Consider the following 26,437-nt stretch of genomic DNA (forward strand, 5'->3'; position numbering starts at 1 on the left):
CGCCATCGACGGCACCGCGATCTGTGGCGGTCCAGGTGGTCGGCCCGCCGCTCGCGGAACTCCCGCACCGCCACAGATTCCTGGCCGCAGCGCCACCGTCGGTCAACCGGCACCCAGGCAGACGAACGCCGCCGCGGTGGCCCGGGCGGTGCCGTCGCCGGCGGCGACGAATGCCTGCTGGGCCTCGGCGAGGGCGTGCGCCGGTCGGGCGCCGGCCCGCATCCGCCGGTGCAGGTCCAGCATGAGCGCGGTGGTCGGGTCGGCCGGCACCGGTAGCACCGTGGCGATCAGGCACCGGGTGCCCAGGGCCAGCAGCACCGCGGCGAATCCCATCACCTCGTCGCCCGGGCGGATGCCGGTCAGCCCCGACTCGCAGGCGGAGAGCACCACGCAGCCGGGTGGACGGGCGACGCGTTCCCACTCGTATGCGAACAGCGGTCCTCCGGCGAGCTCCAGAGTGGAGAACTGTGGATTATCCGCGCGGAACGTGCCGTGAGCCGCGATGTGCACCAACCCGGCATCGTCCAGTGCCCGGGTGAGCGCGTCGGCGGTGGCGTCCGCCCCGGTGAGCAGTTGGGCTCCCGGCAACACCCGGGCGAGCCGGCGGACCTCGGCCTGCCCGGCCGGTAGCCGCGGGCCGCTGGCCAGGACCGGCGGTCCGACCGCGGCCTCGCGTCGGTCCGCGCCGAGCCATACCGTGGCCGACGGGGCGACCGTGACGGCGCGACCGGCACAGGTCGGCAACTCGGCCCAGCCGACGGCATGCAGCTCACCGACCGGAACGATCACCAGGGGCCGGTCAGCCAGACGGCGTCGCACCGGATCGAAGAGCTGACGGTCGAGTACCGCGGCGGCGTGTGCGGCACCGGCCTGCGCGGCGGCCGAGTCCCCGGTGGTGATCAGTCGACGTAGCCCGAACCGGTGCCATCGGGCCAGCCTCGCCGCCTCGGCGCGCGGGCCGAGGTCGTGCAGGCTGACCCGACCGTCGCGGACCAGCACCGCCCGGAGCCGATCGCCGTGCGCCACCAGTTCGACCAGCACGCGCGAGCCGAGCCGCTCGGCCAGGGCGTCCACGGTGGGCGGGGCGACCACCTCGCTTCCGCCGGGCATCCGTCGGGCGAGGTCGCGGATGTGGTGTTCGAGTCGGGCCTGCCGGCCGCGCAGGGCACGTACCGGACGGTCGGCCAGCACCGCGTCCTCGAGCAGCCCGCTGACCATCCTCAGCTCGGCGAGCGCGGCGACCAGATCGGGGTCGTCGGGCGGGAGCGCCGAGCGCATGCGCAGCGTGTTGGCGCGCCACCGCTCCGACCAGGCGAGGACCCGGGCCGGTGCGCCGGCGCGGACGGCGACGTCCAGCCCTTCGGCCGCCAGTTCCTGCCCGTACGCCCCGCTGTGGGCCCGCAGTTCCGTGGCGCCGAGCGAGGTGCGGTGCCGGTCGAGCACGGCCAGTCCGCGCCGGAGCGCGCGGGCCGCGCCGGACTCGTCGCCGCTCAACCGGCGTGACAGTGCCAGGGCGTACCAACCCTGAGCCCGTCGGGGAGCGGTGCCCCGGCCCCGCGCCCGGGCGGCCCGGCCGAACAGCTCCATGGCGCGGTCGGTGCGGCCGGTGGCAGTCGCCAACAGACCGGCGTCGATGCGGGTGATCAGCGCGGGATCCGGCCAGCCGGTGGCGTCGAGCTGGTCGGCGGTCCGGACCATCGCGGTGAACAGGGCCGGCGAACGGGTTCCCCGGCGGAACTCGGCGCGCAGCTCGACGTGCCGGGCGAACGCGGCCCAGGTCCGGCGTCCCTGGCGCCGGAAGCGGGTGCGGGCGGCCGCCGCGGCTGCGGTCGCGGTGTCCAGGTCACCGGCGAGCAACGCGGCCCGGGCCTGGGCCAGCAGCGCCTCGGCGAGGTCGGAGGCCATCCCACGACGGCGTAGTTCCCGGATCGCCACGGCGGCGACCTGCACCGCCTCGTCGACCAGCGGCACCGACAGCAGCAGCTCGACGCGGTCCAGCAGCAACGCCGGCCGGGGCACGGCCAGTCGCCGGTACTCCTCGCCGACGGCAGCGAAGCAGCGCAGCGCGGCCGCGATGTCTCCGCGCCGGCCGGCCGCGATCCCACCGTTCCAGCGGGCGTCGGCCGCCGCCAGGTCCAGGCCGAGTCCATGGAAGGCGGCCGCCGCCCGGGAGAGGTCGTCCGCGCCACCGACGGTGCCCCGGTGGGCGTTGAGCAGACCCCGGTTGTTGCGGGCCCGTGCCTCCAGCAGCAGGTCACCTTCGCGTTGGGCGATGTCGATGGCGTGGCCGTAGTCGCGAACCGCTTCGTCGTAGCGTCCGCGGTAGTGCAGTACCACCCCGCGCTGCATCCGGGCCCGCCCGGCGTCCGCACCGGTTAGCTGGGGCAGTGCGTCGGTTACGGCCCGCAGCGCCGCCGCGGTACGGCCGGCGTTGGCCAGTACGTAACCGAGACTCATCTGCGCCAGCGCCCGGGTCCGGGCGGTGCCGGCGGTGCGTACCGCCCGTCGCAGGTGACGTAGCGCGCCGGGTAGATCGTTGAGTTCCCGCAGGGCCAGGCCGATCGCCCGGTCGGCGGTGGACCGTTCGTCGTCGGCGGTGCTGGCGGCGAGCACCCGCTGGGCGATCGCGATCGCCTCACGCGGACAGCGCTGGACGGTGTCGAGCGCCATCAGCGCGGTCCCGGCACCGGCGTCGGTGCTGTCGGGCATGGACAAAGAGTTCCCCATCCATGACGGTGCGTCAATGTCGACCGCCCCGGCTCATCGCTCTCGCCGGGCACGGGCTGGTCATCCGATCAATTGACATACGCCGATTACTTGGAAGAATCGGGGAGTCCGGGGGACTTTCGCCGCGTCGACCACCGGTGGCGCGTGCCACTGCCCGGACCGTTCTTGGAGGACCTCGTGCTTCCTGATCATCCCATCGCGTCGCGTCCCGAAGGCGGGCTGTCCCGACGGTGGCTCCTGGCGGCGTCCGCCCTGGCTACGACGGCGGTGTCGCTCGGCGCCGGACTGCGTCCGCCGCCGGCGCGCGGCGACCTCGACGACGACAAGGCCTACCAGCTCGCGTTTGCCGAAGCGCTCAACGCCGATCGCGAGGTGCGGCGGCACACCACGTCCGGGCGGGAGATCCTCTACCGACCCCGGCAACTGCTGACTGCGGACGCGGACACCTGGCGGGTCGCCGCCTGGCTGCGCAACGGTGGCCACGCGGTGACCATCGCCGACCGTTTCGCCGGTGTCACCCGGCTGCTGTTCGCCGGGGAGACCGACATTCCCGGGGTGGTGACGAGGCTGCGCGATCCCCGGCAGTGGCCCGGCCAGCCGGTGCCCGCGGTCCAACCGCACCACGTGCTGCTCGGTCTGGGCAACATCATGGGCAATCCGAGCGGACCGCCCAGGACGGTCGCTGCCCTGCCGCCGCCGGATTCGGCCCGGCTCGGCGAGGGGGCAGGGGTGACGGTCGGCATCTGCGACACCGGCATCTGGCGGCAGGCGGGCGACGTTCACCCGGAGTGGCTCGGCGGCGCGTACCTGCCGGAGTCCGACGACGAGGACCCGCTCTACGTCCACGGCGACGTGCTGGCCGCGCAGGGCGGTCACGGCACCTTCGTCGCCGGGGTGGTCCGGCAGGCCGCGCCGGGCGTGCGCGTCGACCCGGAGTCGGCGCTGGGCCCGACCGGCGTCGGTGACGAGGCGATGCTGGTGGCCGCGCTCGGTCGGCTCGCGCCGGAGGTGTCGGTGGTGAATCTCTCGCTGGGCGGTTTCACTCTCGACGACCAGCCGTCGCTGCCGCTGGCCAACGCCGTGGCCGGACTACCACCGACGACCGCGGTGGTGGCGGCGGCCGGCAATCACGGCATCGACCGACCGATCTGGCCGGCCGCGCTGGACCGGGTGCTGGCGGTCGCGGCGGTCACCGCCACCGCCACCGGCCCGGCACCTGCGACCTACAGCGGCTTCGGTCCATGGGTCGACGCCTGCACCCTCGGCCGGCACGACAGCACATACGTCCACGGCCGGCTGCCGTTGCCGGGTCGGCCGACCCGGCTGTTCCGCGGGTACGCCACCTGGGCCGGTACCTCGTTCGCGTCGGCGTACGTCGCGGGTCGGCTCGCCGCACTGATGACCACCGCCGGCCTGAGCGCCGAGGCGGCACGCCTGGCGTTGCTCGCGGCGCCGCGCTGGCATCCCGACTACGGTGTCCTCGTCGGATGAGCGCCCGGACGGGGATGTCGTGCTGACCGATCGCAGCGCCACCGACCTGGTGTCCGCCGCGACGCACGGCGACGAGGCGGCCTGGGCCGAGTTGGTGCGCCGGTACACCCCGCTGGTGTACTCGGTGATCCGGTCCCACGATCTGGGCGGCGCCGACGCGGCCGATGTCAACCAGACCGTCTGGCTGCGGCTGGTGGAACACCTGAATCAGGTACGCGAACCCGAGGCGCTGGCCGCCTGGCTGGCCGTGACGACCCGGCGCGAGTGCTACCGGATGTCCCGCCTCGGCCGGCGTACGCAGCCGGTGGACCCGTCCGACGGTGCGTTCGAGGCGTACCACGGGACCTGGGCGGACGTCGCGGCGCCGGACGAGGAGCTGCTGCGAGCCGAGCGGCGCCAGGCGCTGCGGGAGAGCTTCGCCCAGCTTCCGCCGCGGTGCCAGGAGCTGCTGTCGTTGCTGACCGCCGATCCGCCGCTGACCTACCGGGAGGTCGCCGGCCGGCTGGGCCTGCCGGTCGGCAGCATCGGGCCGACCCAGGCCCGCTGCCTGCGCAGGCTGCGCGACTCACCGGCCCTCGCGTCGTACCTTGAACCGGGCGGGACGACCGGACGGAAGTGGGGTGAACGCGATGGAGCCGTGGCCGCCGGTCGATGACGACCGGTTGAAGGCGGAGCTGGGCGCGGCGCTCTGGGACGGCGGGGGAGTTCCCGAGGAGTACGTCACGGCGGCGCGGGCGGCGTTCGCTTGGCGGACGGTGGGCGCCGAACTGACCCTGGCCGAGCTGATCTTCGACTCGGCGAGTGAGACGGAGCCGGCCGGGCTGACCCGGTCGGCGGGTTCCGTGCGTACGCTTTCCTTCCGCGGTGGCCCGGTCGTCGTGGAGATCGAGGTGACCGACGCCGGGATCGTCGGGCAGCTCTCCCCGGCCGGCGGCGGTCGGGTCAGCGCCCGCACGACCAGCGGCACCTACGACGAGGCCCCGGTCAACGCGGTGGGTCTCTTCTCCCTGGGTGCTCCGCCGCCCGGTCCGATCCAGCTCCGGGCCGACGCGGGCGGCCACACGGTGGTCACCGACTGGGTCTGCCTACGCTGACGGGGGCCGCGGGTCGTCCAGCCCGCGGCCCCCGCGAAGGCGTCGGGACTATCGCCTGCTGGTGCTGATCAGATACTGCACGCCACCGAGGTCGGTCCGCCGCTCGCCGTTGTTGTCCGGCCCGAACTGGGTCACGTTGAACGCGATCTCCCCGTCGGACGCGGTCTCGGCCGAGAAGAGCAGCGAGAACCGCAACCGCTCACCGGGGTTCAGCAGCAGGTTCCCCAGGAAGGCCCGGGTGGGCTCCACGATCTCCACCTGGGTCCGGCCGGCCGGGCGTATCCCCGCGCCGACCGCGCCACCGGCCCGCCAGCGCTCGAAGAGTTCCGGACCGAGGTCGACGACGACCCGGCCGCCGATGGCCCGCAGCGGCTCGGCGGCCGCGAAGGTCACCTCGTTCCTGGAGGGCACCCTCAGCGTGTTGCCGATGGCGAAGGGCCGCACGACCGGTCCGGCGCCCGGGTTCAGCAAGACCGAGTCGACGTTGCGCCACGCGATGTTGTTGTTGTGGCTGGCGTTGATGGGGATGCTCGGACCCTCGACGGTCATCGGGTCGGAGTCGGAGATCCAGCGGGCGATCAGGCAGAAGTGACCCGGCCCGGGCACTCCGGTCCACGGGATGGTGACGGTCGTGACGCCCGGGGCGGCGATGACGCTGCTGGCCCCGATCTCGGTCCAGTGGGTCGGCCAGGTCGCGCCGCCGCCGGGCGTGGTCCGGTAGACCCGGAGCACGCCACTGCCGACGCCGGAGCCGTACGGTCCGGGATTGCGCAGCTTGACGAAGACGTAGTTGGTCACCCCGACGATCGGGTTCTGGCTGACGGCGCACTCGACGGCGGTGGGGCAGACCTTGATGTCGGGGCTGATCCACAGCGGTTCGAGCGTGTGCGGCTCCAGCCCGACGTCGGCGGCGACATCCTTGATGTAGACGTCGGTGCGGGCCGTCGCGGCCGCCCGCTCCGACGCCGGGAAGGGTGCGGCGGCGGCTGCGGTCACCGCCAGCAGACTGGTCAGCGTCGCTCCCGCGAGGACGACCAGGGCGGCTCTGCGGACACGTCTTCCTGCACTGCTCATGGCAGGTCTCTCCCATCGACGGGGGCTGAGCCGACGCGGTTCGTTTCCGTACCGTGTCGGCGCGGTTTCGTCATTCAGGAGCGGGAAGACGGGCTGGAAATACCGTCGCCGGGGCACCGCGCTGTCAGATGGCGCGACGACCGGCAAAATGTCCCCGGATCGCGTGGCCCGCGACCTCGGTCAATCAGGCAGCGCCTGGCAGGAGGAGCGGACGACCAGTTCGGTGGGCAGCCGGATGTGGGTGTCCCGCTCGACGCCGGCGATCAGGTCGATGAGCAGGCGCAACGCCTCGGCGCCCATCCGCTGCAACGGTTGCATGATCGTCGTCAGCGGCGGGTTCACCAGCGCCGATTCCGGGATGTTGTCGAAGCCGATCACGGAGAGCTCGTCGGGGACCGACAGGCCCAGGCTCCGGGCGACGTCGATCGTGGAGATGGCGGAGAGGTCGTTTCCGGCGAAGACGGCGGTCGGGCGGTCGGGCAACGAGAGCAGCTCGGCGGCGGGCTCGGCGGCGCTGTCGACCCGGAACCCGCCGACCCGGACCAGCCGCTCGTCCACCGTCACGCCCGCGTCGGCCATGGCCTGCCGGAAGCCCGCCTCGCGGAGCCGGGACGATTCGAGGTCGGCGCGTCCGCTGATGTGCCCGATGCGGCGGTGACCGAGGGAGAGCAGGTAGTTGGTCGCCAGGACGGCGCCGGCGAAGTTGTCGGAGTCGACTGTCGGCAGCCCCGACGGGCCGGTGTGCGGGTCCACGGCCACGACGTGGAAGCCCTGCTTGGTCTCCACCACGGTCGGCGTGACGATCACTGCCCCGTCGATGAGCGTGCCCGACAGCCGGGCCAGCGAGCGGCGTTCCCACCCTACGGCCGTCCCGGCGCCGTCGCCGCCGGAGTACGCGAGCAGTTGGTAGCCGGTGCCGGCGACCTCCACGCTGGCGCCCTTGAGCAGTTCGGTCGAGAACGGCTCGAACTCGGCGACCAGAATGCCGAGCACGTTGGTGCGATGGCTGCGCAGGCTCTGCGCCCCCAGGCTCGCCTCGTAGCCGAGTTGACGGATGACCTGCTGGACCCGTTCCACGGTCGCCTGTGCCACTCCGTAACGGCCGTTCACCACCTTGGAAACGGTCGCCACGGAGACGCCGGCCGTGCGGGCCACGTCCGACATCTTGACACGCTGGGGAAACGCCACGCCGATGATGATAGAGGGCCGGCGGGCCGGTTACGAAGGCGAGTCGAAAACGTTATCGACACCGATTGACACTGGATTACCTTGCTGAAAAACTCGCTCAGGCCGAGCACCCGACTGACTGGTCGAGGAGACATCGATGGCTATAAAGCGCCGTGCAACCACCTTTCTAGCGCTGTCCATGACAACCGCACTACTCGTCGCCGGCTGCGGCGGCGGGGGCGAGAGTGAGGCACCTGCCGAGAGCGAGCTGTACAAGAACCCGGTGACGCTTACCTGGTGGCACAACGCCTCCCAGGACGGTCCCGGTAAAGAGTACTGGGCGAAGGTCGCCAAGGACTTCAATGCGCTGCACCCCACGGTCACGATCGAGATCGAGGGCATCGAGACCAACCAGCTCCAGCGCACCCGGCTCCCCGCCGCGCTGCTCAGCAACGACCCGCCGGACATCTTCCAGGCGTGGGGCGGTGGCGAGATCCGCGAGCAGGTCGAGGCCGACTACCTCAAGGACATCACCGACCAGGTCAAGGACGAGGTTGCCAACATCGGCAGCGCGGTCGAGATCTGGCAGGTCGACGGCAAGCAGTACGGCCTGCCGTACCGGATGGGCATCGAGGGCATCTGGTACAACAAGGAGCTGTTCCAGCAGGCCGGCATCACCGCGCCGCCGGCCACCTTCGACGAGCTGAACGACGCGGTCACCAAGCTCAAGGCGATCAACGTCATTCCGATCGCGGTCGGCGCCGGTGACAAGTGGCCCGCCGCGCACTGGTGGTACAACTTCGCGCTGCGCGCCTGCTCGGTCGACACCCTGCGCAAGGCCAGCCTCGAGAACAACTTCGACGACCAGTGCTTCGTCAAGGCCGGTCAGGACCTGAAGGCGTTCATCGACACCGAGCCGTTCCAGCCCAACTTCATCGCCACGCCGGGTCAGAACGACCCGACCAGCGCCAACGGCCTGCTGGCCAACGGCAAGGCCGCGATGGAGCTGATGGGTGACTGGAACAAGGGCACCCTGGACACCGTCACCGAGGACCAGGAGGCGCTGAACAAGTTCATCGGCTGGTTCCCGGTTCCGGCCATCACCGGTTCCGCCGGTGACCCGAAGGCGGCCCTGGGTGGCGGCGACGGCTTCGCCTGCGCCAAGAACGCCCCGGCCGAGTGCGTCGAGTTCCTCAAGTACATCGTCAGCCCCGAGGTGCAGAAGGGCTACGCCGAGACCGGCACCGGCCTGCCCGTGGCCAAGGGTGCCGAGGACGGCGTGAAGGACCCGGCGCTGAAGTCCATCCTGGAGGCCACCACCAGCGCCACCTACGTGCAGCTCTGGCTGGACACGGCGTTCGGCAGCACCGTCGGCAACGCGATGAACGACGCGATCGTCGCCATCTTCGCCGGCAACGGCACCCCCGAGCAGGTTGTCGAGGCCATGAAGGCGGCCGCGCGCAAGTGACCTCGACCAACCCGACCCTGGACCTCGCCGGCGGCGCTTCCGCGCCGCCGGCGGGACCCCGGCCTGCCCGACGCTCGTCAGCTCGGGCCGCCGAGACCCGACGCAAGTGGTACGAGATCATCGGGCTCACCACGCCAGCCGTCATCGTCTACGTGATGTTCGTGCTGGTCCCGATGGGCTTCGCCTTCTACTACAGCCTGTTCCGCTGGCGTGGCGTGGGACCACCCACCGACTACGTCGGCTTCGACAACTACGTCCTGGCGTTCCAGGACCCGATCTTCATCGACGCGCTGCGCAACAACGCGATAATCGTGTTCGGGTCACTGCTGATCCAGGGGCCGATCGCCCTGGGTGTGGCCCTGCTGCTCAACCGCAACTTCCGCGGCCGTACGCTGTTCCGCCTGCTGGCCTTCGTGCCCTACGTGCTGGCCGAGGTCACCGTCGGCATCATGTGGAAGCTGCTGCTGTCCGACGCCGGCACGGTCAACGCCATGCTGGAGTCGCTGGGGCTGGGCAGCCTGGTGCAGGCGTGGCTCGCCGACCTCGACGTGGTCATCTGGACGATGCTGGCCGTACTCACCTGGAAGTACGTCGGTTTCGCCATCATCCTCCTGCTCGCCGGCCTGTCGAACGTGCCGCAGGAACTGAACGAGGCCGCCGCCATCGACGGCGCGAGCTGGTGGCAGATCCAGCGTCACGTGACGCTGCCACTGCTGGGACCCACGATCCGGATCTGGATGTTCCTGTCCATGATCGGTTCGTTGCAGGTCTTCGACGTGATCTGGGTGACCTCCGTGCCCGCGGTGCGGTCGCTCGGCGCGTCGGCGACCATGGCGACGTACATGGTGGACAACGGGTTCTTCGCCCGGCTGTGGGGCTACGGCAACGCGGTGGCGGTCATCCTGTTCGCCATCTCGTTCGTCGCGGCGGTGCTGTTCCAGCGCTTCCTCCTGCGTCGTGACATCGAGGGCGCCATCACCAGAAGGGCAAACTGATCGTGGCCGCGAACGCCGTCCTGTCTCCGACCGCCAAGCGTCGCCCGATCTCGTGGGGGAACCCGCTCACGTACGCGCTGGCGCTCGCGGTCGCCGCAGTGTCGATCACTCCGGTGGTCTACGTGATCGTCGGCGGGTTCCGTACCACGCCGCAGATCGTCGCCGATCCGGCCGGCCTGCCCGACCCGTGGGTCTGGGACAACTACTCCCGGGTGCTGACCCAGAGCGACTTCTGGCGGCAGGTGTTCAACAGCGCGGTGGTGTCCCTGGGCACCACCATCGGCGTCGTGGTGCTGGGGGTCTGCGCCGCGTTCGTGCTGGCCCGCTACACCTTCCGTGGCCGGGAGGTGCTCTACACCTTCTTCACCCTGGGTCTGCTGTTCCCGGCCGGAGCGGCGATCCTGCCGCTCTACCTGATGCTGCGCGACCTCAATCTGATCAACTCGTACTACGCGGTGATCCTGCCGCAGGTCGCCTTCGCGTTGCCGCTGACGATCGTGATCCTGCGTCCGTTCCTCACCGCGATTCCCCGCGAGTTGGAGGACGCTGCCGCGATCGACGGCACCGGTCGGCTCGGTTTCCTCTGGCGCATTCTGCTGCCCCTGTCGCGGCCCGCGCTGGTCACCGTCGGTATTCTCGCCTTCGTCACCAGCTGGAACGCGTTCCTGCTGCCGCTGCTCGTGCTCGGTGACGCGAGCCTGCACACCCTGCCGCTGGGCGTGCAGAACTTCTCCAGCCAGTACACCTCCGACACGGCGGGAATCCTCGCCTTCACCTCGCTGGCGATGTTGCCGGCACTTATTTTCTTCACGTTCGCCGAGAAGCAGATCGTCGGTGGCCTCCAGGGCGCGGTCAAGGGCTGAGCGGCAGCGGCACCAACACAAAGGGGTAACACAGCATGACTGAGGTCCGCGAGGTCGTGGGCGGGTCGGCGCCGGTGCCGGCCCAGACAGGATCGGGCCACGGCCGGCCCGACCGGTACGGGTCCGATGGCGAGACGCGCGTACGTGAACTGCTCGGTCGGATGACGATCGAGGAGAAGGTCGCGCAGCTCGTCGGCTTCTGGGAGAAGGCCGAAGGTGAGGCCGTCGCGCCGCTGCAGGGCGAGTTCGGCGACATCGGCCGGCTCGAGGACTTCTCCCGGCACGGGCTCGGTCACCTCACCCGCGCCTACGGCACCCGGCCCGTCGAGGCCGTCTCGCGGGCGTCATGGCTGTGGAAGTTCCAGTCCGACCTGGTGACGGGGACCAGGCTCGGCATCCCCGCGATCGTGCACGAGGAGTGCCTGACCGGACTGTCGGCGTGGAAGGCGGCGACCTTTCCCACCCCGCTGGCGTGGGGTGCCGCCTTCGACCCCGACCTGGTCACCGAGATGGCCGCGGCGATCGGGGCGTCGATGCGGGCGCTCGGCGTCCACCAGGGGCTCTCCCCGGTGCTCGACGTGATCCGCGACCCCCGCTGGGGGCGGGTCGACGAGTGCATCGCCGAGGATCCCTACCTGGTCGGCACGCTGGGCACCTCGTACGTGCGCGGGCTGCAGTCGCAGGGGGTGCACGCCACCCTCAAGCACTTCGTCGGCTACTCCGCCTCCCGCGCCGGGCGTAACTTCGCCCCGGTGCACGCCGGCCCGCGCGAGCTGGCCGACGTGCTGCTCGTACCGTTCGAGATGGCGATCCTCGACGGCGACGCCCGCTCCGTGATGCACTCGTACGCCGAGATCGACGGGGTGCCCGTGGCCGCGGATCCGACGCTGCTCACCGGGGTGCTCCGGGACCGGTGGGGCTTCGACGGCACGGTGGTGGCCGACTACTTCGGAGTGGCGTTCCTGAACCTGCTGCACCAGGTCGCCGGCGACCACGCGGACGCGGCCGTGCAGGCGCTGACCGCCGGTGTCGACATCGAGCTGCCCACCGGCGACGCGTACCTGACCCTCGCGGAGTCGGTGCGGGCCGGCCGGATCGACGAGTCGGTGATCGACCAGGCGGTGCTGCGGGTGCTGCGGCAGAAGCTGGACCTCGGGCTGCTGGACGCCACCTTCACCGACGAGCCGGTCCAGGCGGTCGACCTCGACTCGCCCGAACACCGGGCGATCGCCCGCCGCCTCGCCGAGAAGTCGATCGTCCTGGTCGCCAACCAGGACGCGTTGCCGCTGCCGGCGGGCCGCCGAATCGCGGTGATCGGGCCGAACGCGGACCGGCAGGGCGCCCTCTTCGGCTGCTACTCCTTCCTCAACCACGTGCTCGTGCAGCACCCCGACGTGGAGGCCGGCATCGAGGTGCCGAGCGTGCTCGACGCGCTGCGCGCCGAGTTCGGCCCGGAACTGGTCACCTCGGCCCGCGGCTGCGCGGTGGACGACGACGACCGCTCCGGCTTCGAGGCGGCGGTCGCCGCGGCGTCCGCCGCCGATGTCGCCGTCCTCGTCGTCGGCGACCACGCGGGCCTGTTCGGGCGCGGCACGGTCGGCGAGGGATGCGACCGGGACGATCTGGAGCTGCCCGGTGTGCAGCGGGAGCTGGTCGAGGCGGTGCTGGCGACGGGCCGGCCCGTCGTCCTGGTGCTGCTGACCGGCCGGCCGTACGCGATCGACTGGGCGCTGAGCCGCTGCGCGGCGGTGGTGCAGACGTTCTTCCCCGGTGAGGAGGGCGCCGGCGCGATCGCCGGTGTGCTTTCCGGACGGGTCAACCCGTCGGGCCGGCTGCCGGTCAGCCTGCCCCGGTCAGCCGGGGCGCAGCCGTACTCGTACCTGCACCCGACGCTGGGTGACGGCAACGAGGTGACGAACCTGCTGGCGACGCCCGCCGCACCGTTCGGCCACGGGCTGTCGTACACGACCTTCGAATACACGGACCTGACGGTGCCGGCCACGGTGCCGACCGACGGGGCGCTGGCGGTGAGTGTGCGTGTCACCAACACCGGCGCGGTGGCCGGCGACGAGGTGGTGCAGCTCTACGGCCGGGACCTGGTGGCGTCGGTGACCCGACCGGTGGCGCAGCTGCTCGGCTACCAGCGGGTCCACCTGGCGCCGGGTGAGTCGGTCACCGTCGCGTTCACGGTGCCCACCACCCGGCTGGCCTTCTCCGACCGGACGCTCACCCGCGTGGTCGAGCCCGGTGCCGTCGACCTCTGGGTCGGCACCAGCGCACGCCGCGACGTGGCGGCCTCGACCACCCTGGTGGGCGACGTCGCACCGGTCACCAACGCCTCCGCCCGTTGGACGACCGCCGAGGTCAGCTGAGTCCGTGCCGGCCGGCCACCGCCGCGATGGTGGTCGACCGCACGATCCAGGGCAGTTCCCGATGATCGGGAACTGCCCTGGCGCATGTGCGCCGCGCGGTGACCGCACGACTCAGGTGGCACGCCTGCGGCGGCGGTTGGTCGGCTTCGCCCCGACCTTCGGTGCGGCCGGACGGCCCGGCTCGTCGCCGTTTCCGTTCGTGACCGCCTTCGGCGTGTCGGCCCGCGCCTCCGGGCTGGAGGCACCGTTGACCGGCGGCGGGTACCGGCGCAGCATCCAGGTCTGCTGCCCGAGCGAGAAGAGGTTCGTGGTCACCCAGTAGATGATCACGCCGATCGGGAAGATCAACCCGGAGACGAGCAGCGAGGCGGGGATGCCGTAGAGCATCAGCCGCTGTACCAGCCGCTGCGGCGGATCCGTGGCCCAGCCGCTGCGCAGGATCAGCTGCCGGCTGGACAGGTAGGTCGTGACGACCATCGTGGCGACCAGCACGGCGGCCACGGTCCGGACCGTGGCGCCGTCGGCCCCGAGCAGGGCCAGATCCCGCCCTGTTGAGCCGAAGGTACCCGCGATCGGGGCGCCGAACAGCGTGGCCGACGAGGCGCTGTCGAACTGGGTGACGGTCCAGCCGTACAAGGTCTTCAGCTGCTCCGGCATCGTCGGCTTGAGATGACGCAACACGTGCAGCAGGCCGAGGAACACCGGAATCTGCACCACCATCGGCAGGAAACCCATCAGCGGGTTCGCCTTCTCCGCCCGGTAGAGCTCGACCAGTTCCCGCTGCAGGGTCTCCCGGTCGTCGCGGTGCCGGGTCCGGAGTTCGGCGATCCTCGGCTGCAACGCCTGCACCGCCCGTTGCGAACGGATCTGTCTGACGAAGACCGGGAACAGGACGACCCGGACGGTGAGCACCAGGAAGACGATGCCCAGCACCCAGGACCAGTCGGTGCCCAGCGCGGACGCGTCGCCGAGCAGCCGCTGCCAGGCGCTGTGCCAGAACAGCAGGATCGCGGAGATGGCATGGTAGATCACGGACATGAGAACACCCCTCGACGTGCGACTACGACTGATGCGAGCAGGAACGGTCACCAGCAGCGGTCGCCGACGAGCGGCAGGAAGTGGGTGAGGTGAGGCTCAGGCGACCGCGAGGGTCGCCGTGGTGGGGGCTCTGGGGCGGGCTCGGCCGGCGGCGTCCGGATCACGGTGGCGGGGTATGCCGGTACGACCGGAGCGTTCCCGCAGCATCCGACGGGTGAGCCGCAGGTCGGGATCGGTCACCCCCGCGGGGATCAGGGCCGCGGCGGCCAGCAGGGCGGTCAGCAGTGCGCCGGTCACCGCCGCCGTGCCGGTGAGCATGCTGGTGGCACCGACGTCGGCCAGTACGCCGACGAGGTACCAGAGCAGGCCGAGCCCGATCACCGGGCAACCATATCCGGTCGGCGCCACCGGCGGTGTCCGGGAATCGCCGCTCGCCGCGACGCGGCCGGTCGCGGCCCCCGCCTCAACCGTGCGGGTCCGGTTCGGCGCGCAGCGCGGCGGTGGCCCGCACCGCCTTGACGATCGCCGGGATCGCTCCGATCAGCAGCACCAGCGCCCAGACGATCGCGATGACCGCGAAGACCACGGCGCCCACGGAGTCGAGGATGCTGACCAGGATCACCGGCACCAGGCCGTGCAGGAACCCCAGCACCACGGTGCCGAGCAGACTGGTCAGGATCAGCAGGACCAGGCCCTTGTTCTGCAGGAACTTCGGCTGGGCCAGAATCAGCAACCCGGCCCAGGCGAGCTTGAGCAGCAGCACCAGGCCGAGCAGCGCCGCGGCGTCACCGACCGGGAAGAACCCCCACAGTGCCAGGTACGCGAGCGTGCCGAACGGCGGCGCCAGGAACAACGACACCATGATCATCAGCTCGATGAAGGCGAGCACCAGCGCCAGCAGGGCCACGAGGATCAGGATGATCGAGAAGATCAGGGTGGCGACGCCCTGGATCCGGCCGTGCAGCCGCTCCGGCAGCACCAGGCCCAGACAGAACAGCCCGGTCGTCCAGAGCGCCGCCGCGTCGATGAGCGCCAGGTAGCCCGTACCGCGGCCGGACGGCTCGCTGACCTGGCGTACGTCGCCGACCTCGACACCGAGGTCGGCGGCGCTGCCGGCCAGTTCCGCGCCGGCGTCGCCGCCGCCGAGCAGCAGCCCGGCGCCCACCTCCACGCCCACCGCCAGCACCAGCGCCAGCATCGCCAGCAACAGGAACGGCCTGCGCAGCCCACCCATCCCAGCCCCCTCGCCTCAGTCCAGCGCGATCGTGACGAGGCACCCGGCCGGGCAACTCACCAGCACCGTGGTGGCCCGGTCGACGGCGACGCGGGCCACCGCGCCGCTGCCGTCGGCGGCGGGTTCCACCTCGTCGGTGACGGTGAAGTCGGCGTCACCCGGGGCCGTCGCCCGCACGCTGAACGCCTGCGGACCGCGCAGGATCAGCGTGCGCAGTCCGTCCGGGTCGGCGACGCGCAGTTCGCAGCGGCCGTCGACGACCAACTGCCCGGTGGCCGCCAGACAGTCCGCGTCCACGCTGGCCGGATCGACGGCGCCGCGTCCGCCCCCGGCCCGGCCCAGCAGGTCGACGAGCGGATGCCGGGCCGTCGGGTCGCCCCGGTCGTCGCTGCCGGCACCCACCGCCACCGCGAACAGCACCACCAGCAGCACGCCGAGCGCCGCGAGCAGTGCCTTCTGCTGTCCGCTCACCGCCGCCCTCCGTTCACGGTCACCGCTGGTCCGCCGACCCGACCTCGGTGAACCGCAGCTGGTCGACGCCGGCGAAGTAGCGGTTCGTGCTCTGCGTCTTGCCGATCACGACCAGGGTGATCTCGTGCGTCCCGGGGCCGAGCCGCACCCGACCCACGTCGACCCAGTCGGTGACCCGCACCTTCGGACTGAAGCCGATGAACGGGTCGCCGACCTGCCGGCCGTCGATCAGGAAGACCGTGTTGGCGTAGTCGAACGAGGTGGTCAGCACGGCGGAGAACTGCCAGGTCGCCTCGGCGGGCAGCTCAACCGTCACGGTCACCCGGTCGTTCACCGCACGGCCGAGGAAGAACAGTTGGGCGTCCTGCGACCAGGTCACCTCGCAACAGTTCTGCTGCACCTGCACGCTGGCCCCGGAACCCGACGGCGACTCGACCCGCGCCCCGGTCGCCAGGGTCTCCGCCTCGACGGTCACCACCCGCGCCTGCGGCGGTGGCTCGTCGCCGCGGGTCACCAGGAACACCACCACCGCCGAGACCACCAGCACCAGCGCCGCCGCCGCGGCGATCCAGGGCCAGGGCGTACGCTTCGGCGGCGCCACCGCGCGTACCTCGTAGGTGACCCGGCCGCTGGAGCGGGAACTCTCCTCCGGCGCGGTGTTCGCCGAGTACGCGAACCCCGTCATGTCGTAGCGCCGGGGCGGGGTGCCCGCCGGCACGGCCAGGCGGACCAGGAACGACACCGAACCCTGGGCCGGTACCACCCGCTGCGGCTCGGTGACGGTGAACCACGGCCGTTGGGTGCCCTCGCCGGGCGCCACGTCGAACACCACGGTGTCCGGCGCGACGCCCGGGTTGGAGACGGTGAAGGTCAGCTCACCGGCGTTGCGGGCGTCCAGGGTGAACTGCTCGGCGGCGGCGACGACGGTCCATTCGGTGGTCATGACGGCTCCTCGGGAGCGGAAACGGCGGATGACGGTGCGACGACGGATGACGGCACGCTGGCCCGTCCGACCGCGCGCTCGGCCGGGGCGTCGCCGACCGTGACCTCGGCGGTGACGGCGGCCGGCTTCTCCGCCGCCACGATCCGGTCGACCAGGGCCAGCTGGTCGGCGGCGGCCGGGGGCACCCGGACGACCAGGTGGAACGGTCGATCGGCCGGCTCGTCCAGGACGAACCCGGTGACTCCGGTGGCCAACTCCAGGGCGGTACGCAGACCGTCCGGCGTACCCCGCCAGGCGGCCAGCGCGGCACCGTGCGTGACCAGATCCCGAAGCCGGTTCAGCGCCAGCGGCAGCGGGACGTCCCGCCGGGGCGCGGTGACCAGGTGGTCCATCGCCACCCACCGGGCCAGGTACGCCACCATCGGCGCCGGTGCCCGGTACGGCGCGAAGAGCGCGTCGATCTCGGCCAGCACCGCCTCGTCCGGGGCGTGCAATGCCTCCATCACGTCCAGCAGCGCCCCCAGCACGCTGCCCGGCCCGGCCGCCCGCTGGTACGCCGCGGGCAGCAGCCGCTCAATGCCCGCTCGTCGCATCCTGCCGCACCACCTCGATGTCGTGCTCGCCGGAGCAGAGCAGCCAGGTGTCCGGAACGGTCACCACGTCGGCGGTGGCCTGGTTGGCGCTGGCCGACCACTCCGTCGCGTCGCCGCTGCGGTGCACGCCGCGTTCCCCGCCGGCCAGCACCAGGCGGTCCGCCGCGCCGGTCGCGGCGACCGTGTCCACCGGCATGAACCGGGTCCGGTCGCGCAGCGGCAGCCCGCAGTTGACCGACACCGACGTCCACTGCGGCTGCGCGGACAGCGTGTCCAGTCGGAGCACCCCGCCGCTCTGGGTCGCGGCCAGCGCGAGCGGGCCGCTGAAGGCGAGGTCCCGGCAGGTGCCGCCGAGCCAGCCCGCCGACAGCGCCTGCCACTTCACGTCGGATTCGAACAGCCGGGCGCGGAAACAGCCCTGGCCGGGTCGCTTCGGATCCGGTTCGCCGGTACCGCTCCACAGCAGGGTGGCCGGTCCGTCGTACTGCACGGCGAGCACTCGGTTGTCGACGTTGGCCAGACCCACGTGGCTGAAGCTGCCGGGGCGGCCGGCGTTGCCGGACAGGTACACCCCGAAGCCGGCCTGGGCGGCCACCGCCACCCCGGCGGCGCCGCGCTCGGAGACGAACGCCCGCACCGCGTAGAAGCCCCGGTCGGCGTCGGCGGGGTCGACCAGGATCTGCAACGGCACCGAACCGGGCAGCAGGGACACCTCGTACAGGCCGGTGTCGGTGGCGAGCAGCAGCGCGCCCGCGCCGTCCCGGTCGATCCAGGCCAGGTCGCCGACCCGCGAGTCCAGGTCGGCCAGCAGCGACCAGGTCTCACCCAGGTCGGTGCTCAGGTGCACCCGGGAGCCGCCGTCGCTGCGTACGGTCGCCACCGCCACCGAACCGGCCCGGGGCACGATGCCCGGTCGCACCGGCGCGGGCGCCGGCACCACCCGCTGCACGGTCTCCCCGTCGTCGAAGCGTCCCGCCGGCTCCCAACCGGCCCCCGCGTTCGTCGAGCGGAACAGCACCGCCCCGCTGCCGGCGTACCAGGTGCGCGGCTGGTACTGGTCGGCCGCGAGGGTACGCACGTGACTGTCCGGTGTCTCGTCGACCTCGAACCGCACCGACTCGACGTAGCGCACCCCCGGCTCGGCGTGTTCCAGCAGGCGGTACACGTTGGACGCCCGCAGTGGCTCGCCGAACGCCCACCCGGTCGGGTTGAGCGTGCTCGGCAGCGGGCTGAGCGTCTGGTGCAGGCGGTCGTGGATGCGGCGGCGTACCGCCTCGACGTCCTCCTCCCGGCGCACCACCACCCGGGCCCGGATCGACACCGCCTTGTACCGCGCCCAGCTGGCCCGGCAGGCGGTCCCCAGCGAACGGCGGCGCTCCAGGTCCGCCTCGACCCGCAACCGGACCTCCTCGACCTCGTGTTCCCGCAACACCGACACCGGCAGTCGGCCGCCGGGCCGCGCGCCGTCCGGCACGTGCGGCACCAGCACCACCTCCACCTCGCCGGGGCGGGCGAAGCTGTAGACGGCGGCCCGGGTGAAGGCACGGGCCCGGGTCACGCCGCCGGCGGCGGTGGCCAGCACCTCGAAGTCCCGGGCGGTCACCGCGCGCTGCTGGGCGAAGAAGGCGTACGGCCCGCGCAGCAGCACCGACTCCATGGCCTCCAGCTCCCGCCCACCGGCCGCAGGCAGCGGGTTGACCACCTTCACCCCCGGCAGCGGGTCACGCAGGCTGGTCAGGGTGCCGGCGGCCACGTTGCCGGCCGGTCCACCGCCCGCGCGGTACCACAGCCGGACCTGCCGGCCCGCCGGTGGCACCGCCGCGACCGCGCCGTCACCCGAGGACAGCGTTCCGTCGCCGGTGACCCGCAGGTCCAGCGCCGGTGCGAAGGTCACCGTGCCGGAGCACCGGTCCACCAGGTACGCCTTGTCCTGCGGGCCGAGGCCGGCGAAGCTGTCCACCGCACGCCAGATCTCGAAGGTGCGCCCGTCGTGTTCCCGAGCCGCGGCACCCAGCTCCACCGAACCGGTCGGCACCTCGACCCCGAGCAGCAGGTCCAGTGGTTCGGCGGTCCGCGCCAGCGGCGCCCGCCCGGCGCGCAGCACCTGCCCCGGCTGCCCGGTGCCGACGCCGAGCAGTTCCGCCTCCACCGGCTCGCAGTGGTGCATCCGGACGGTCACCTCGCGCTGCCCGGCGGCGAGCAGCGCCGGCTCGCAGGTGACGAAGACCACCGGCCGTGGGTCGGCCCCCCGGGCGGCGGCCACCCGGGTGCCGGCGGGGATCCGCAGCGGGGCCTCGTCCGGACCGGTGCGGGTGAACCGGACGTCCGCCCAGGCCGCCGCCGGTGGGTGTCGGGTCACCCCGAGCAGGTTGAGGAAGGCGACGTACGCCTTCTCCGGCAACTGGTTCAGCCGGTAGATCATCACTTCGGTGAGGTGCGCGAACGCCTCCAGCAGCGCGATACCGGGGTCGTGCGCGGACAGGTCGGTCCATCCGGGGCAGGACTGCCGGATCCGGTCCCGGGCCTCGGTCACCAGGTCGAGGAAGCTCCGGTCGTCCAGGTGCGGCACGGGCAACGTCATCGTGCCTCCTCGATGTCCGGGCCGGTGGTCGGCCCGACGGGCGGATCGTCGTCGGCGGGCAGCAGGTCGACCGAGAAGACCAACTGACCGGGGGTGAGGCTGGCCCGGATCCGGTAGTCCAGCCGGATCACCAGCCGCCACGGGTCGTCGGGATCCGGTCCGGCGTCGACGTCGAGCACGTCGATGCGGGGTTCCCAGCGCGCGATGGCCGCGCGGACGTAGTGGATGGCCAGCCCGGCGGTGGTGTCGTCGTTGGGCGCGAAGACCAGCCGGTGCAGGCGGGAGCCGTACCCGGGTCGCATCAGCCGCTCGCCCGGCGTGGTCGACAGCAGCAGGAACAGCGCCTGGCGTACCGTCTCGTCGCCGTCGGTCATCGCCAGGCCGCCGGCCGCGGTCAACCCGAGCCCACCGCCCTGACCCGGGTCGAAGCCGGCACCGACGAACCGGATCGCCCTCACTTGTCGGCCCCCACGAAACGCTGCCGGGGATCGCGCACCCGGTAGGTGAACTGGCCGGGCGGGCTGCCGTTGGTGAACCCGGACAGGTGCGACAGCACGACCCGCCGGCCGCCGACGCGCACCCAGTCGCTGTAGCCGGCCCGCACCGCCTCGGTGCCGGTGCACGGCTTGACGGTGGCGCCGTAGTTCGGACAGGCGACGATCTCCCGCCCCTTCGGGTCGTCGGCCACCAGCACCGGCACGCCGGCCACCGTGACCCAACCCTGGGACGCCCGGTTGCGGACCCGGCCGTCGTGGCTGCACCTGATCACCGAGTCGCGGTGGATCCAACGCATCAGCTGCCTCCTTCGTGGTGGGCGCGGGCGAGCGCCCGGGCCTGCTCGGCGGCGGTCCGCGGGTCCTCGACGGCCTCGGCGTGCAGGAAGTCGACGCTGCGGGCCCGGACGACCATCGCCCGACCCGGCGCGGACAGCACGAGATCCGTCGCGGCGTGCAGGGTGGCCAACTGCGGGGTCAGTTCCAGCCAACTGCCGGCGTCGGTGCTCAGCCGCAGGCTGCGTGCCACGTCGTCGACCACCACCTGCTGACCACCGGCGGTACGCAGCGACCAGCGCCGGGCCCGCCCGTCGTCGACCCCGGTGTCGTACGGCTCGACGGTGCCGAACAGCGAGCCGAGCACCACGCCGGCGGTCGGCTCACCACCGGGCAGCGCCACCAGCACGCTGTCCTGCGGGTCGGGCAGCGCGACGAGTCCCTTGCCCCGCCCCGCGCCCGGACACAGCACCGCCAGCCAGCCGGCGTCCGCCCCGCCGTACGCGGGCAACTCGACCCGTACCCGGCCCAGACCGTCGGGGTCGGTCACGTCGGTGACGGTGCCGAGGGTGACCACCGCCGGTGCCGGCGGCCCGGAACGCGGCGCCGGCGGCGGCACGGTCGAGAAGCGGCTCAGGTGACCGTTCGCGTCGACGGTGTGCACCACCTCCGTCAGCACGTACGTGCCGGCCACCGGCTCGGCCACCCCGCTCAGCCGGATCCGCCGGCCGGGCCGCAGCGCGGGCGTGCCCTCGGCCGTGCCGTCGGCGGTGACCAGGGCGGCGGCCCGGGTGTCGAGCCGCGCCTGGGCCAGCGCGGCGATCTCGTCGTCGCTGCGTCCCGGCTGGTCCAGGGCGGTACGCGGGCCGTCCGCGCCGACCTCGGCCGGGTCGGGATCCGCCGGGGTGCGGCGCCCGCAGCGGGGGGTTTCCACCCGCTGGACGATGGGTTCGGCGCGCTGCGGGTGCCAGCCCAGCACCGCGCTCTCCCCGGCGGCGCTGTCGGCGTTCACCGACAACCGCAGACCGTGCACGTCGCGGCCCAGTCGCAGGGCGATCGGTTCGCCGTAGCCGTCCAGGGTGACCAGTCGCAGCACGTCGCCGTCGAGGCTCAGGTGCAGCCCGGCCCGTCCGGCCACGTCGACGAGCAGGTCCAGGTCGTTGGGGCGGTGGTGGGGCAGCCGGTCGAGGTGCGGGCCGTCGACCTCCGCCTCGACGCGCAACCCCAGGTCGGCGCAGAGTTCCGTGGCCAGTTCGGCGGCGGTGACCGACTCGAAGACCCGGATCCGTTGCCGCTTGCGCAGCCGGTGCAGCAGGTCGTACCCGCGTACCCGCAGGACGGCCGTACCGTCGGCGGCGTACTCGACCTCGACGGCGGTGACCTCCCCGGTGAACAGCGCCTCCGGGTGCCCGTCGAGCCGGACGTCCAGGCTCGCGCCGATCCGTACCGGGCCGGTCAGCGCGGCGGTGCCGGGCGCGGTGCGCAGCGTCGCCTCGCACTGGGTGGGCAGGTTCAGCCGCGCGGCCACCCGCACCGAGGTGACCTGGCCGGTCACCGCGTCGGGCACCGGTCTGCCGCCGAGCAGCACGGTCAGCGCCCGGGGCGCGGCGGCGCTCACGATCCGCTCCCCGAGGACTCCGCGCTGCTCGTTTCCGGCGGTGCGGTGCCGGGCAGCGGCGGTACGGCGAGCGCGGTGCCGGCGGGCACGGCCAGCGGGTCGGTGATCCGGTTGTGCTCGGCCAGCAGCCGCCACCGCAGGGGAGAACCCAGCGCGTCGTGGGCGAGCAGGTCGAAGCGTACGCCCGAGGTGTCGGCGGCGGTGCCGTCGCCGGCGGCCACCACGGCCGTGCCCGGGGCGACGGTGGGGGTCTGCGCGGCGGACAGTTCCTCGGCGAAACCCTCCTCGGCGCGGCGGGCGTCCTCGGCCACCCGGACCAGCTTGAGCCGTAGCCAGGACCGGCGCGGGGAGCCGGTGGCGGTGAACGCGTCGAAGCGTTCCGCCACCGCGACGATCACACCGGGCACATTCCAGGTCTTGCCCCAGACCATCCGCACCAGCGGGGGCCGCAGCCAACCGTGTTCCACCGCCGAGTTCTCGGCCAGCATCCAGAGTGGTCGGGTGAGCGCCCGTACGTCGGTGGGGCGGACCTGCCCCTCGGCGAAGTCGATGTCGAAGAGCAGGTCCAGCACGAGTTCGGTGCGGCCGCCGCCGGTGAAGAGCAGTGGATCGTCGGCCAGCCCGACGCCGGTGAGCTGACCGTCGGCGCCACCCCGCTGACGCACCCCGGCGAGGCGGGTCACCTGCACCGTCTCGGGGTTGAGCAGGCAGTCGATCCGCTCGCCGCTGTCGATGAGGAAGGCCACCCGTTGCATCAGCCACCCGCCTGTTCCCCGTCGAGCCGCCTGATCCGGTGCCCGTCGCCGTCGGCCGGTCCGGACACCGACCACAGGGCCCGGTCGTCGGGCAGGGCCGGCCACGGGTCAGCCGCGGTGCGCGACGATTCCAGGTCGGGCCAGCGCACGTCCGGGCCCACCGACCAGCGTCCGTCGCCGGTGGGTAGCCCGCTGCCGGGCCAGCGCCCGTCGCCGGTGACGAGTCCGCTGGGAAACCGCCGTCCGTCGCCGGGCCGGATCGTTCGTCCCGCCCCGCCGTCGCCGCCCGGCAGGTCGGGGTCGGCCGTCTGCTGCCGTCCGGTGACCAACCGGAGCGTCGCGCGGTGCCCTGGGACGGTCTCGGCCGAGGTCGGCTCCGGATTGTTCGGCGGCCTGGCTGCCCACGGGTCCGGCCCGGCAGACCGCGGGCTGACCATGTCGGTGCGCCGGCCCGCCGGGTCGGCCGGCGGGCCCGCTGGGTCGGGGTGTCGGGGTGTCGGGGGCGGAAGCGGCCGTTCCCGGGTGGTGCCCGGGTTCGTCACCGTCGATCTTCCCGCCGGCTGGGCCGGGCGGTGACCCGGCGTTGACGCTGCGGCCCCGCCGAGGCCATCCGTCGCGGCTGCCGCCGCTGGTGCCCCGATCGCCCCTCGGCTCCACTGTCGGCGGATCCCACCCGACCAGTCGGATCCGCCCGGTCCGCCCGGTCCGCCGGGCCCACCTGGCCCGCTGGCCCCGACCGGCTCCGCCTGCGCGGCGGCTGCCGGAGCGGGCCGGGACATTGTCCTGCGATCCCTTTGCTCTGCTTCAACCGGCGCACGTGTCGACGTCCGGGTACCGGACGTCGGGTGCTGCGTGGGGTGAAGCAGAGCAAAGGACATGGGGGAGTGGGGCTCCGGTGCCCGTCCGGACGTCGTAAAGGGTGCCGTCGAGCGGGGGTGCGCGTCGATGGCCGGGGCTGGATCGGCCGTCGCGTCGGGACGCTGGACGTACCGGCCGGCCGCGCCGAGCGACAGCACAGGTCGGTGCTCCGGACCCTCGGCACCACCCCCGCCCGGCGGGCCGGGGGGATCGACGTCCGGCCGGCCGTCGCCGCCCGGTTCGTGGTGGCCCGGCTCATGGTGGTACGCACCGACCGGCGCTGACCCGGCGTCCGGCGACGGGTCGAGGGCCAGGTCCCGCAGCAGGCCGGGGGCGTGGGCGGTGACGACCCGCAGCCAGTGCGCGGGCGGCTGACCCGGTCGCCGGGGCCGGTGATCCCAGGGGCCGTTGGCGGTCGCGAACACACCCTCGACCGTGCCGGAGCTGCCGCCCGACGGCCCCGGCGAGCTGGCCGGCCGCACGGTAGCGCCAGTCGGTGAGGCGGCGGCGTCAGCCGGCGGGGTGGGGGAGTCGAGCGCACCGGCGAGGCGGTCCACGGTGGCCGCCGCGGACCGCAGCCGGTCGGCGAGCCAGTTACGCGGGTGTCGGCGCGGCACCGCCGGCCTCCAGTTCCAGGCTCTCGTAGCGCAGCGTCAGCGCCGCGATGGCGATCTCCTGCCCGAGCGTGTTCAGGTGGGCGCCGCGCCAGTTGGTCGGCCACGCGTTGATCAGGTTCCAGCGCAGCACCTCCGCCGTGCCGGCGGCGTCGAGCAGCACCACCGAGACGTTGCGGCGGCTGACCGTGCCTCGGGCGACCGCGTGCACCCAGTCCCACAGCTCCCGCGACGCGGTGAGGCCGAAGTGCAGGGTGACCGGCCCGTACTCCACCTGGCCCGGGACCATCCGGATCCGGTCGTTGCCCTGCTCCCGGTACGGCACCGCCGGGATGTTCACCTCCAGGCCGCTGACCTCGGTGAAGTGGCCGTTCGTCACCCCGTTAACCAACAGCTTGAAGTTGTACGCCCGGTACGGGTCGACCGGGGTGCCCGGCTGGGGGGTGGCCGTGGTCGGCATGTCAGCCTCCAATCGTCTCGGTCTCGGTGCCGCCGGCCCACTGGCTCAGCTTGAACACCACGAACTCGGCGGGCTTGACCACGGCGATGCCGATGTGGGCGACCACCATCCCGGCGTCCCGGACGTCGGCCGGGTTGGTCTCCTCGTCGCACTTGACGAAGAACGCCTCCTCCGGCGTGCGTCCCAGCAGCGCCCCGTCGCGCCACACCCGGGTGAGGAAGGCGCCGATGTCCCGCCGGATGGACCGCCACAGCGTGTAGTCGTTCGGCTCGAACACCATCCACCGGGTGCCGTTGGCGATGGCCTGCTCGATGGCGATGGAGAGCCGCCGGACGTTGAGGTAACGCCACTCGCTGGCCTCGGCGGCGAGGGTGCGGGCGCCCCAGACCCGGATGCCCTCCCCGGGGAAGTAGCGGATGACGTTGACGCCCTTGGGGTTCAGCACGTCGTGCTCGGCCCGGGTGACCAGGTGGCCCAGGTCCACCGCGCCGCGTACCGGCTCGTTCGCCGGTGCCTTGTGTACCCCGCGCAGGGCGTCGGTACGGGCCCAGATGCCCGCCACGTGCCCGCTCGGCGGGGTGAGCACCAACTCGCCGCTGAGCGGGTCACGGACCCGCAGCCACGGGTAGTAGAGGGCACCGAAGTCGGACTGCCGGGGACGGTGCGCCACCGGACCGCCCCCACCGGCGGATCCACTGGCGGCGGCCGGATCGCCGGTGTCCGCCGGTTTCGCTGGGCGGCCCGAACCGGGCGTGGCGACCCGGGTGAGGGTGGAGATGTCGTCGATGTCGGGTGCCGGGTCGCAGATGGCGACCATGGTGCGGGTGCGCTCGGCCATGCTCAGCAGCGCCTCGTGGGAGACCGGGTCGTGGAAGCCGGGCGCGGCCAGGATGGAGATCTCGTCGACCGCTTCCAGCAGGTCCAGGCCGGCACGCTTGCGGCCGGTGCCGGAGACGGCACCGCCTTCGCCGACGTTCACCACCCAGCAGCGGGTGCCGCCGTTGTCCAGGAAACCGAAGACGGCCCGGGCCAGCGGGGTGCTCTCCAACTGGTCGCCGTCGGCGTACAGGCGGAGGAAGTCGGTCCAGTTGTTCACCGCGAGCGCCGCACCGAGATGGGCGGTGCGGTCCGGCGCGACGCCGACGAAGGCCGCCGTGCTGGTGCCGACCGGTCCGATCGGCCGGGCACCACTTGGCACCTCCTCGACGTAGATGCCGGGCGAGAAGTAGGTGGGCATCGGTTCCTCCCGTG

25 protein-coding genes are annotated in these 26,437 nt (G+C 72.7%); 8 read left to right on the forward strand and 17 right to left on the reverse strand.

Annotation, left to right across the window (positions count from 1 at the left end; genetic code table 11):
* Nucleotides 1-102: 102 nt before the first annotated feature.
* Nucleotides 103-2,709: a CHAT domain-containing tetratricopeptide repeat protein gene (locus O7597_RS24060; protein WP_281580809.1), complete on the reverse strand. Its 2,607-nt coding sequence runs from the start codon at nt 2,707-2,709 to the stop codon at nt 103-105.
* Nucleotides 2,710-2,904: 195 nt separating this feature from the next.
* Here O7597_RS24060 and O7597_RS24065 point away from each other — a divergent pair, with 195 nt between their 5' ends.
* The 3 genes from O7597_RS24065 to O7597_RS24075 are packed head-to-tail and all read left to right on the forward strand — an operon-like array spanning nt 2,905 to nt 5,312.
* Entirely contained in the window at nt 2,905-4,218 is a 1,314-nt protein-coding gene (locus O7597_RS24065; RefSeq protein ID WP_269740997.1) for a S8/S53 family peptidase, read from the forward strand.
* A 19-nt stretch (nt 4,219-4,237) separates the two neighbouring features.
* Nucleotides 4,238-4,873, forward strand: coding sequence for a sigma-70 family RNA polymerase sigma factor (locus O7597_RS24070; protein WP_269740998.1), 636 nt, complete (start codon nt 4,238-4,240; stop codon nt 4,871-4,873).
* Nucleotides 4,848-5,312, forward strand: a complete 465-nt coding sequence (locus O7597_RS24075) for a hypothetical protein (RefSeq protein ID WP_269740999.1) — start codon at nt 4,848-4,850, stop codon at nt 5,310-5,312. Before O7597_RS24070 ends, O7597_RS24075 begins: the two co-directional genes overlap by 26 nt.
* A 48-nt stretch (nt 5,313-5,360) precedes the next feature.
* Here the strand turns inward: O7597_RS24075 and O7597_RS24080 are convergent, their stop codons facing one another.
* Together O7597_RS24080 and O7597_RS24085 are read right to left on the reverse strand one after the other, a co-directional pair.
* Nucleotides 5,361-6,386 (reverse strand): hypothetical protein, encoded by a 1,026-nt coding sequence (locus tag O7597_RS24080; RefSeq protein ID WP_269741000.1) that lies wholly within the window; start codon nt 6,384-6,386, stop codon nt 5,361-5,363.
* 180 nt (nt 6,387-6,566) lie between these two features.
* Complete coding sequence (locus O7597_RS24085) at nt 6,567-7,574, reverse strand: LacI family DNA-binding transcriptional regulator (RefSeq protein WP_269741001.1); 1,008 nt, start codon at nt 7,572-7,574, stop codon at nt 6,567-6,569.
* Nucleotides 7,575-7,752: 178 nt separating this feature from the next.
* Here O7597_RS24085 and O7597_RS24090 point away from each other — a divergent pair, with 178 nt between their 5' ends.
* Genes O7597_RS24090 through O7597_RS24105 form a run of 4 tightly spaced genes read left to right on the forward strand, consistent with a single transcriptional unit; the run spans nt 7,753 to nt 13,251 of the window.
* Nucleotides 7,753-9,021 carry an extracellular solute-binding protein gene (locus O7597_RS24090; protein WP_281580810.1) on the forward strand — a complete coding sequence of 423 codons (1,269 nt, stop codon included), beginning with the start codon at nt 7,753-7,755 and terminating at the stop codon, nt 9,019-9,021.
* The gene (locus O7597_RS24095) at nt 9,018-10,016 is read left to right on the forward strand and encodes a sugar ABC transporter permease (RefSeq protein WP_269741003.1); all 999 of its coding nucleotides are present in this window, start codon (nt 9,018-9,020) and stop codon (nt 10,014-10,016) included. The genes O7597_RS24090 and O7597_RS24095 overlap by 4 nt, the downstream gene beginning before the upstream one ends.
* Complete coding sequence (locus O7597_RS24100; protein ID WP_093402815.1) at nt 10,013-10,879, forward strand: carbohydrate ABC transporter permease; 867 nt, start codon at nt 10,013-10,015, stop codon at nt 10,877-10,879. Before O7597_RS24095 ends, O7597_RS24100 begins: the two co-directional genes overlap by 4 nt.
* A gap of 35 nt (nt 10,880-10,914) precedes the next feature.
* Nucleotides 10,915-13,251 carry a glycoside hydrolase family 3 N-terminal domain-containing protein gene (locus O7597_RS24105; protein WP_269741004.1) on the forward strand — a complete coding sequence of 779 codons (2,337 nt, stop codon included), beginning with the start codon at nt 10,915-10,917 and terminating at the stop codon, nt 13,249-13,251.
* Nucleotides 13,252-13,362: 111 nt separating this feature from the next.
* On the opposite strand, the gene yidC is transcribed toward O7597_RS24105, so the two are convergent.
* From yidC to O7597_RS24165, 12 genes are all read right to left on the reverse strand, one after another.
* On the reverse strand, nt 13,363-14,289 hold the full coding sequence (gene yidC / locus O7597_RS24110; protein ID WP_281580811.1) for a membrane protein insertase YidC: 927 nt from the start codon (nt 14,287-14,289) through the stop codon (nt 13,363-13,365).
* 96 nt (nt 14,290-14,385) lie between these two features.
* Nucleotides 14,386-14,670, reverse strand: coding sequence for a DUF6412 domain-containing protein (locus O7597_RS24115; protein WP_281580812.1), 285 nt, complete (start codon nt 14,668-14,670; stop codon nt 14,386-14,388).
* Between the two features lie 82 nt (nt 14,671-14,752).
* A complete protein-coding gene (locus O7597_RS24120; RefSeq protein ID WP_269741007.1) occupies nt 14,753-15,523 on the reverse strand; it encodes a hypothetical protein in 771 nt (256 codons plus the stop codon).
* 15 nt (nt 15,524-15,538) lie between these two features.
* Nucleotides 15,539-15,994 carry a hypothetical protein gene (locus O7597_RS24125; RefSeq protein WP_281580813.1) on the reverse strand — a complete coding sequence of 152 codons (456 nt, stop codon included), beginning with the start codon at nt 15,992-15,994 and terminating at the stop codon, nt 15,539-15,541.
* A gap of 19 nt (nt 15,995-16,013) precedes the next feature.
* Complete coding sequence (locus O7597_RS24130) at nt 16,014-16,937, reverse strand: hypothetical protein (protein ID WP_281580814.1); 924 nt, start codon at nt 16,935-16,937, stop codon at nt 16,014-16,016.
* Nucleotides 16,934-17,530 (reverse strand): phage tail protein, encoded by a 597-nt coding sequence (locus O7597_RS24135; protein ID WP_281580815.1) that lies wholly within the window; start codon nt 17,528-17,530, stop codon nt 16,934-16,936. The genes O7597_RS24130 and O7597_RS24135 overlap by 4 nt, the downstream gene beginning before the upstream one ends.
* A complete protein-coding gene (locus O7597_RS24140; protein WP_281580816.1) occupies nt 17,511-20,111 on the reverse strand; it encodes a putative baseplate assembly protein in 2,601 nt (866 codons plus the stop codon). The genes O7597_RS24135 and O7597_RS24140 overlap by 20 nt, the downstream gene beginning before the upstream one ends.
* The gene (locus O7597_RS24145) at nt 20,108-20,569 is read right to left on the reverse strand and encodes a GPW/gp25 family protein (RefSeq protein ID WP_269741012.1); all 462 of its coding nucleotides are present in this window, start codon (nt 20,567-20,569) and stop codon (nt 20,108-20,110) included. The genes O7597_RS24140 and O7597_RS24145 overlap by 4 nt, the downstream gene beginning before the upstream one ends.
* Nucleotides 20,566-20,904, reverse strand: coding sequence for a hypothetical protein (locus tag O7597_RS24150; protein WP_269741013.1), 339 nt, complete (start codon nt 20,902-20,904; stop codon nt 20,566-20,568). The genes O7597_RS24145 and O7597_RS24150 overlap by 4 nt, the downstream gene beginning before the upstream one ends.
* On the reverse strand, nt 20,904-22,499 hold the full coding sequence (locus O7597_RS24155) for a phage baseplate assembly protein V (RefSeq protein ID WP_281580817.1): 1,596 nt from the start codon (nt 22,497-22,499) through the stop codon (nt 20,904-20,906). The genes O7597_RS24150 and O7597_RS24155 overlap by 1 nt, the downstream gene beginning before the upstream one ends.
* Complete coding sequence (locus O7597_RS24160; RefSeq protein ID WP_269741015.1) at nt 22,496-23,254, reverse strand: hypothetical protein; 759 nt, start codon at nt 23,252-23,254, stop codon at nt 22,496-22,498. The genes O7597_RS24155 and O7597_RS24160 overlap by 4 nt, the downstream gene beginning before the upstream one ends.
* Nucleotides 23,254-23,583, reverse strand: a complete 330-nt coding sequence (locus O7597_RS24165) for a hypothetical protein (protein WP_269741016.1) — start codon at nt 23,581-23,583, stop codon at nt 23,254-23,256. Before O7597_RS24165 ends, O7597_RS24160 begins: the two co-directional genes overlap by 1 nt.
* Nucleotides 23,584-24,189: 606 nt before the next feature.
* Here O7597_RS24165 and O7597_RS24170 point away from each other — a divergent pair.
* Nucleotides 24,190-24,396, forward strand: a complete 207-nt coding sequence (locus O7597_RS24170; RefSeq protein WP_269741017.1) for a hypothetical protein — start codon at nt 24,190-24,192, stop codon at nt 24,394-24,396.
* A 310-nt stretch (nt 24,397-24,706) separates the two neighbouring features.
* Here the strand turns inward: O7597_RS24170 and O7597_RS24175 are convergent, their stop codons facing one another.
* Entirely contained in the window at nt 24,707-25,186 is a 480-nt protein-coding gene (locus tag O7597_RS24175; RefSeq protein ID WP_093402636.1) for a phage tail protein, read from the reverse strand.
* Nucleotide 25,187: 1 nt separating this feature from the next.
* Entirely contained in the window at nt 25,188-26,423 is a 1,236-nt protein-coding gene (locus O7597_RS24180) for a phage tail sheath subtilisin-like domain-containing protein (RefSeq protein ID WP_269741018.1), read from the reverse strand.
* Nucleotides 26,424-26,437 lie beyond the last annotated feature (14 nt).

This window comes from Verrucosispora sp. WMMC514, from assembly GCF_027497295.1.
Lineage (GTDB): Bacteria > Actinomycetota > Actinomycetes > Mycobacteriales > Micromonosporaceae > Micromonospora > Micromonospora palythoicola.

Bases quoted from the DNA above. Each gene is read 5' to 3' on its own strand.
- O7597_RS24060 (WP_281580809.1), bottom strand. From the start codon at position 2,709: ATGCCCGACAGCACCGACGCCGGTGCCGGGACCGCGCTGATGGCGCTC.
- O7597_RS24075 (WP_269740999.1), top strand. From the start codon at position 4,848: ATGGAGCCGTGGCCGCCGGTCGATGACGACCGGTTGAAGGCGGAGCTG.
- O7597_RS24080 (WP_269741000.1), bottom strand. From the start codon at position 6,386: ATGAGCAGTGCAGGAAGACGTGTCCGCAGAGCCGCCCTGGTCGTCCTC.
- O7597_RS24090 (WP_281580810.1), top strand. From the start codon at position 7,753: ATGACAACCGCACTACTCGTCGCCGGCTGCGGCGGCGGGGGCGAGAGT.
- O7597_RS24105 (WP_269741004.1), top strand. From the start codon at position 10,915: ATGACTGAGGTCCGCGAGGTCGTGGGCGGGTCGGCGCCGGTGCCGGCC.
- yidC (WP_281580811.1), bottom strand. From the start codon at position 14,289: ATGTCCGTGATCTACCATGCCATCTCCGCGATCCTGCTGTTCTGGCAC.
- O7597_RS24120 (WP_269741007.1), bottom strand. From the start codon at position 15,523: ATGGGTGGGCTGCGCAGGCCGTTCCTGTTGCTGGCGATGCTGGCGCTG.
- O7597_RS24130 (WP_281580814.1), bottom strand. From the start codon at position 16,937: ATGACCACCGAATGGACCGTCGTCGCCGCCGCCGAGCAGTTCACCCTG.
- O7597_RS24135 (WP_281580815.1), bottom strand. From the start codon at position 17,530: ATGCGACGAGCGGGCATTGAGCGGCTGCTGCCCGCGGCGTACCAGCGG.
- O7597_RS24140 (WP_281580816.1), bottom strand. From the start codon at position 20,111: ATGACGTTGCCCGTGCCGCACCTGGACGACCGGAGCTTCCTCGACCTG.
- O7597_RS24150 (WP_269741013.1), bottom strand. From the start codon at position 20,904: ATGCGTTGGATCCACCGCGACTCGGTGATCAGGTGCAGCCACGACGGC.
- O7597_RS24160 (WP_269741015.1), bottom strand. From the start codon at position 23,254: ATGCAACGGGTGGCCTTCCTCATCGACAGCGGCGAGCGGATCGACTGC.
- O7597_RS24175 (WP_093402636.1), bottom strand. From the start codon at position 25,186: ATGCCGACCACGGCCACCCCCCAGCCGGGCACCCCGGTCGACCCGTAC.
- O7597_RS24180 (WP_269741018.1), bottom strand. From the start codon at position 26,423: ATGCCCACCTACTTCTCGCCCGGCATCTACGTCGAGGAGGTGCCAAGT.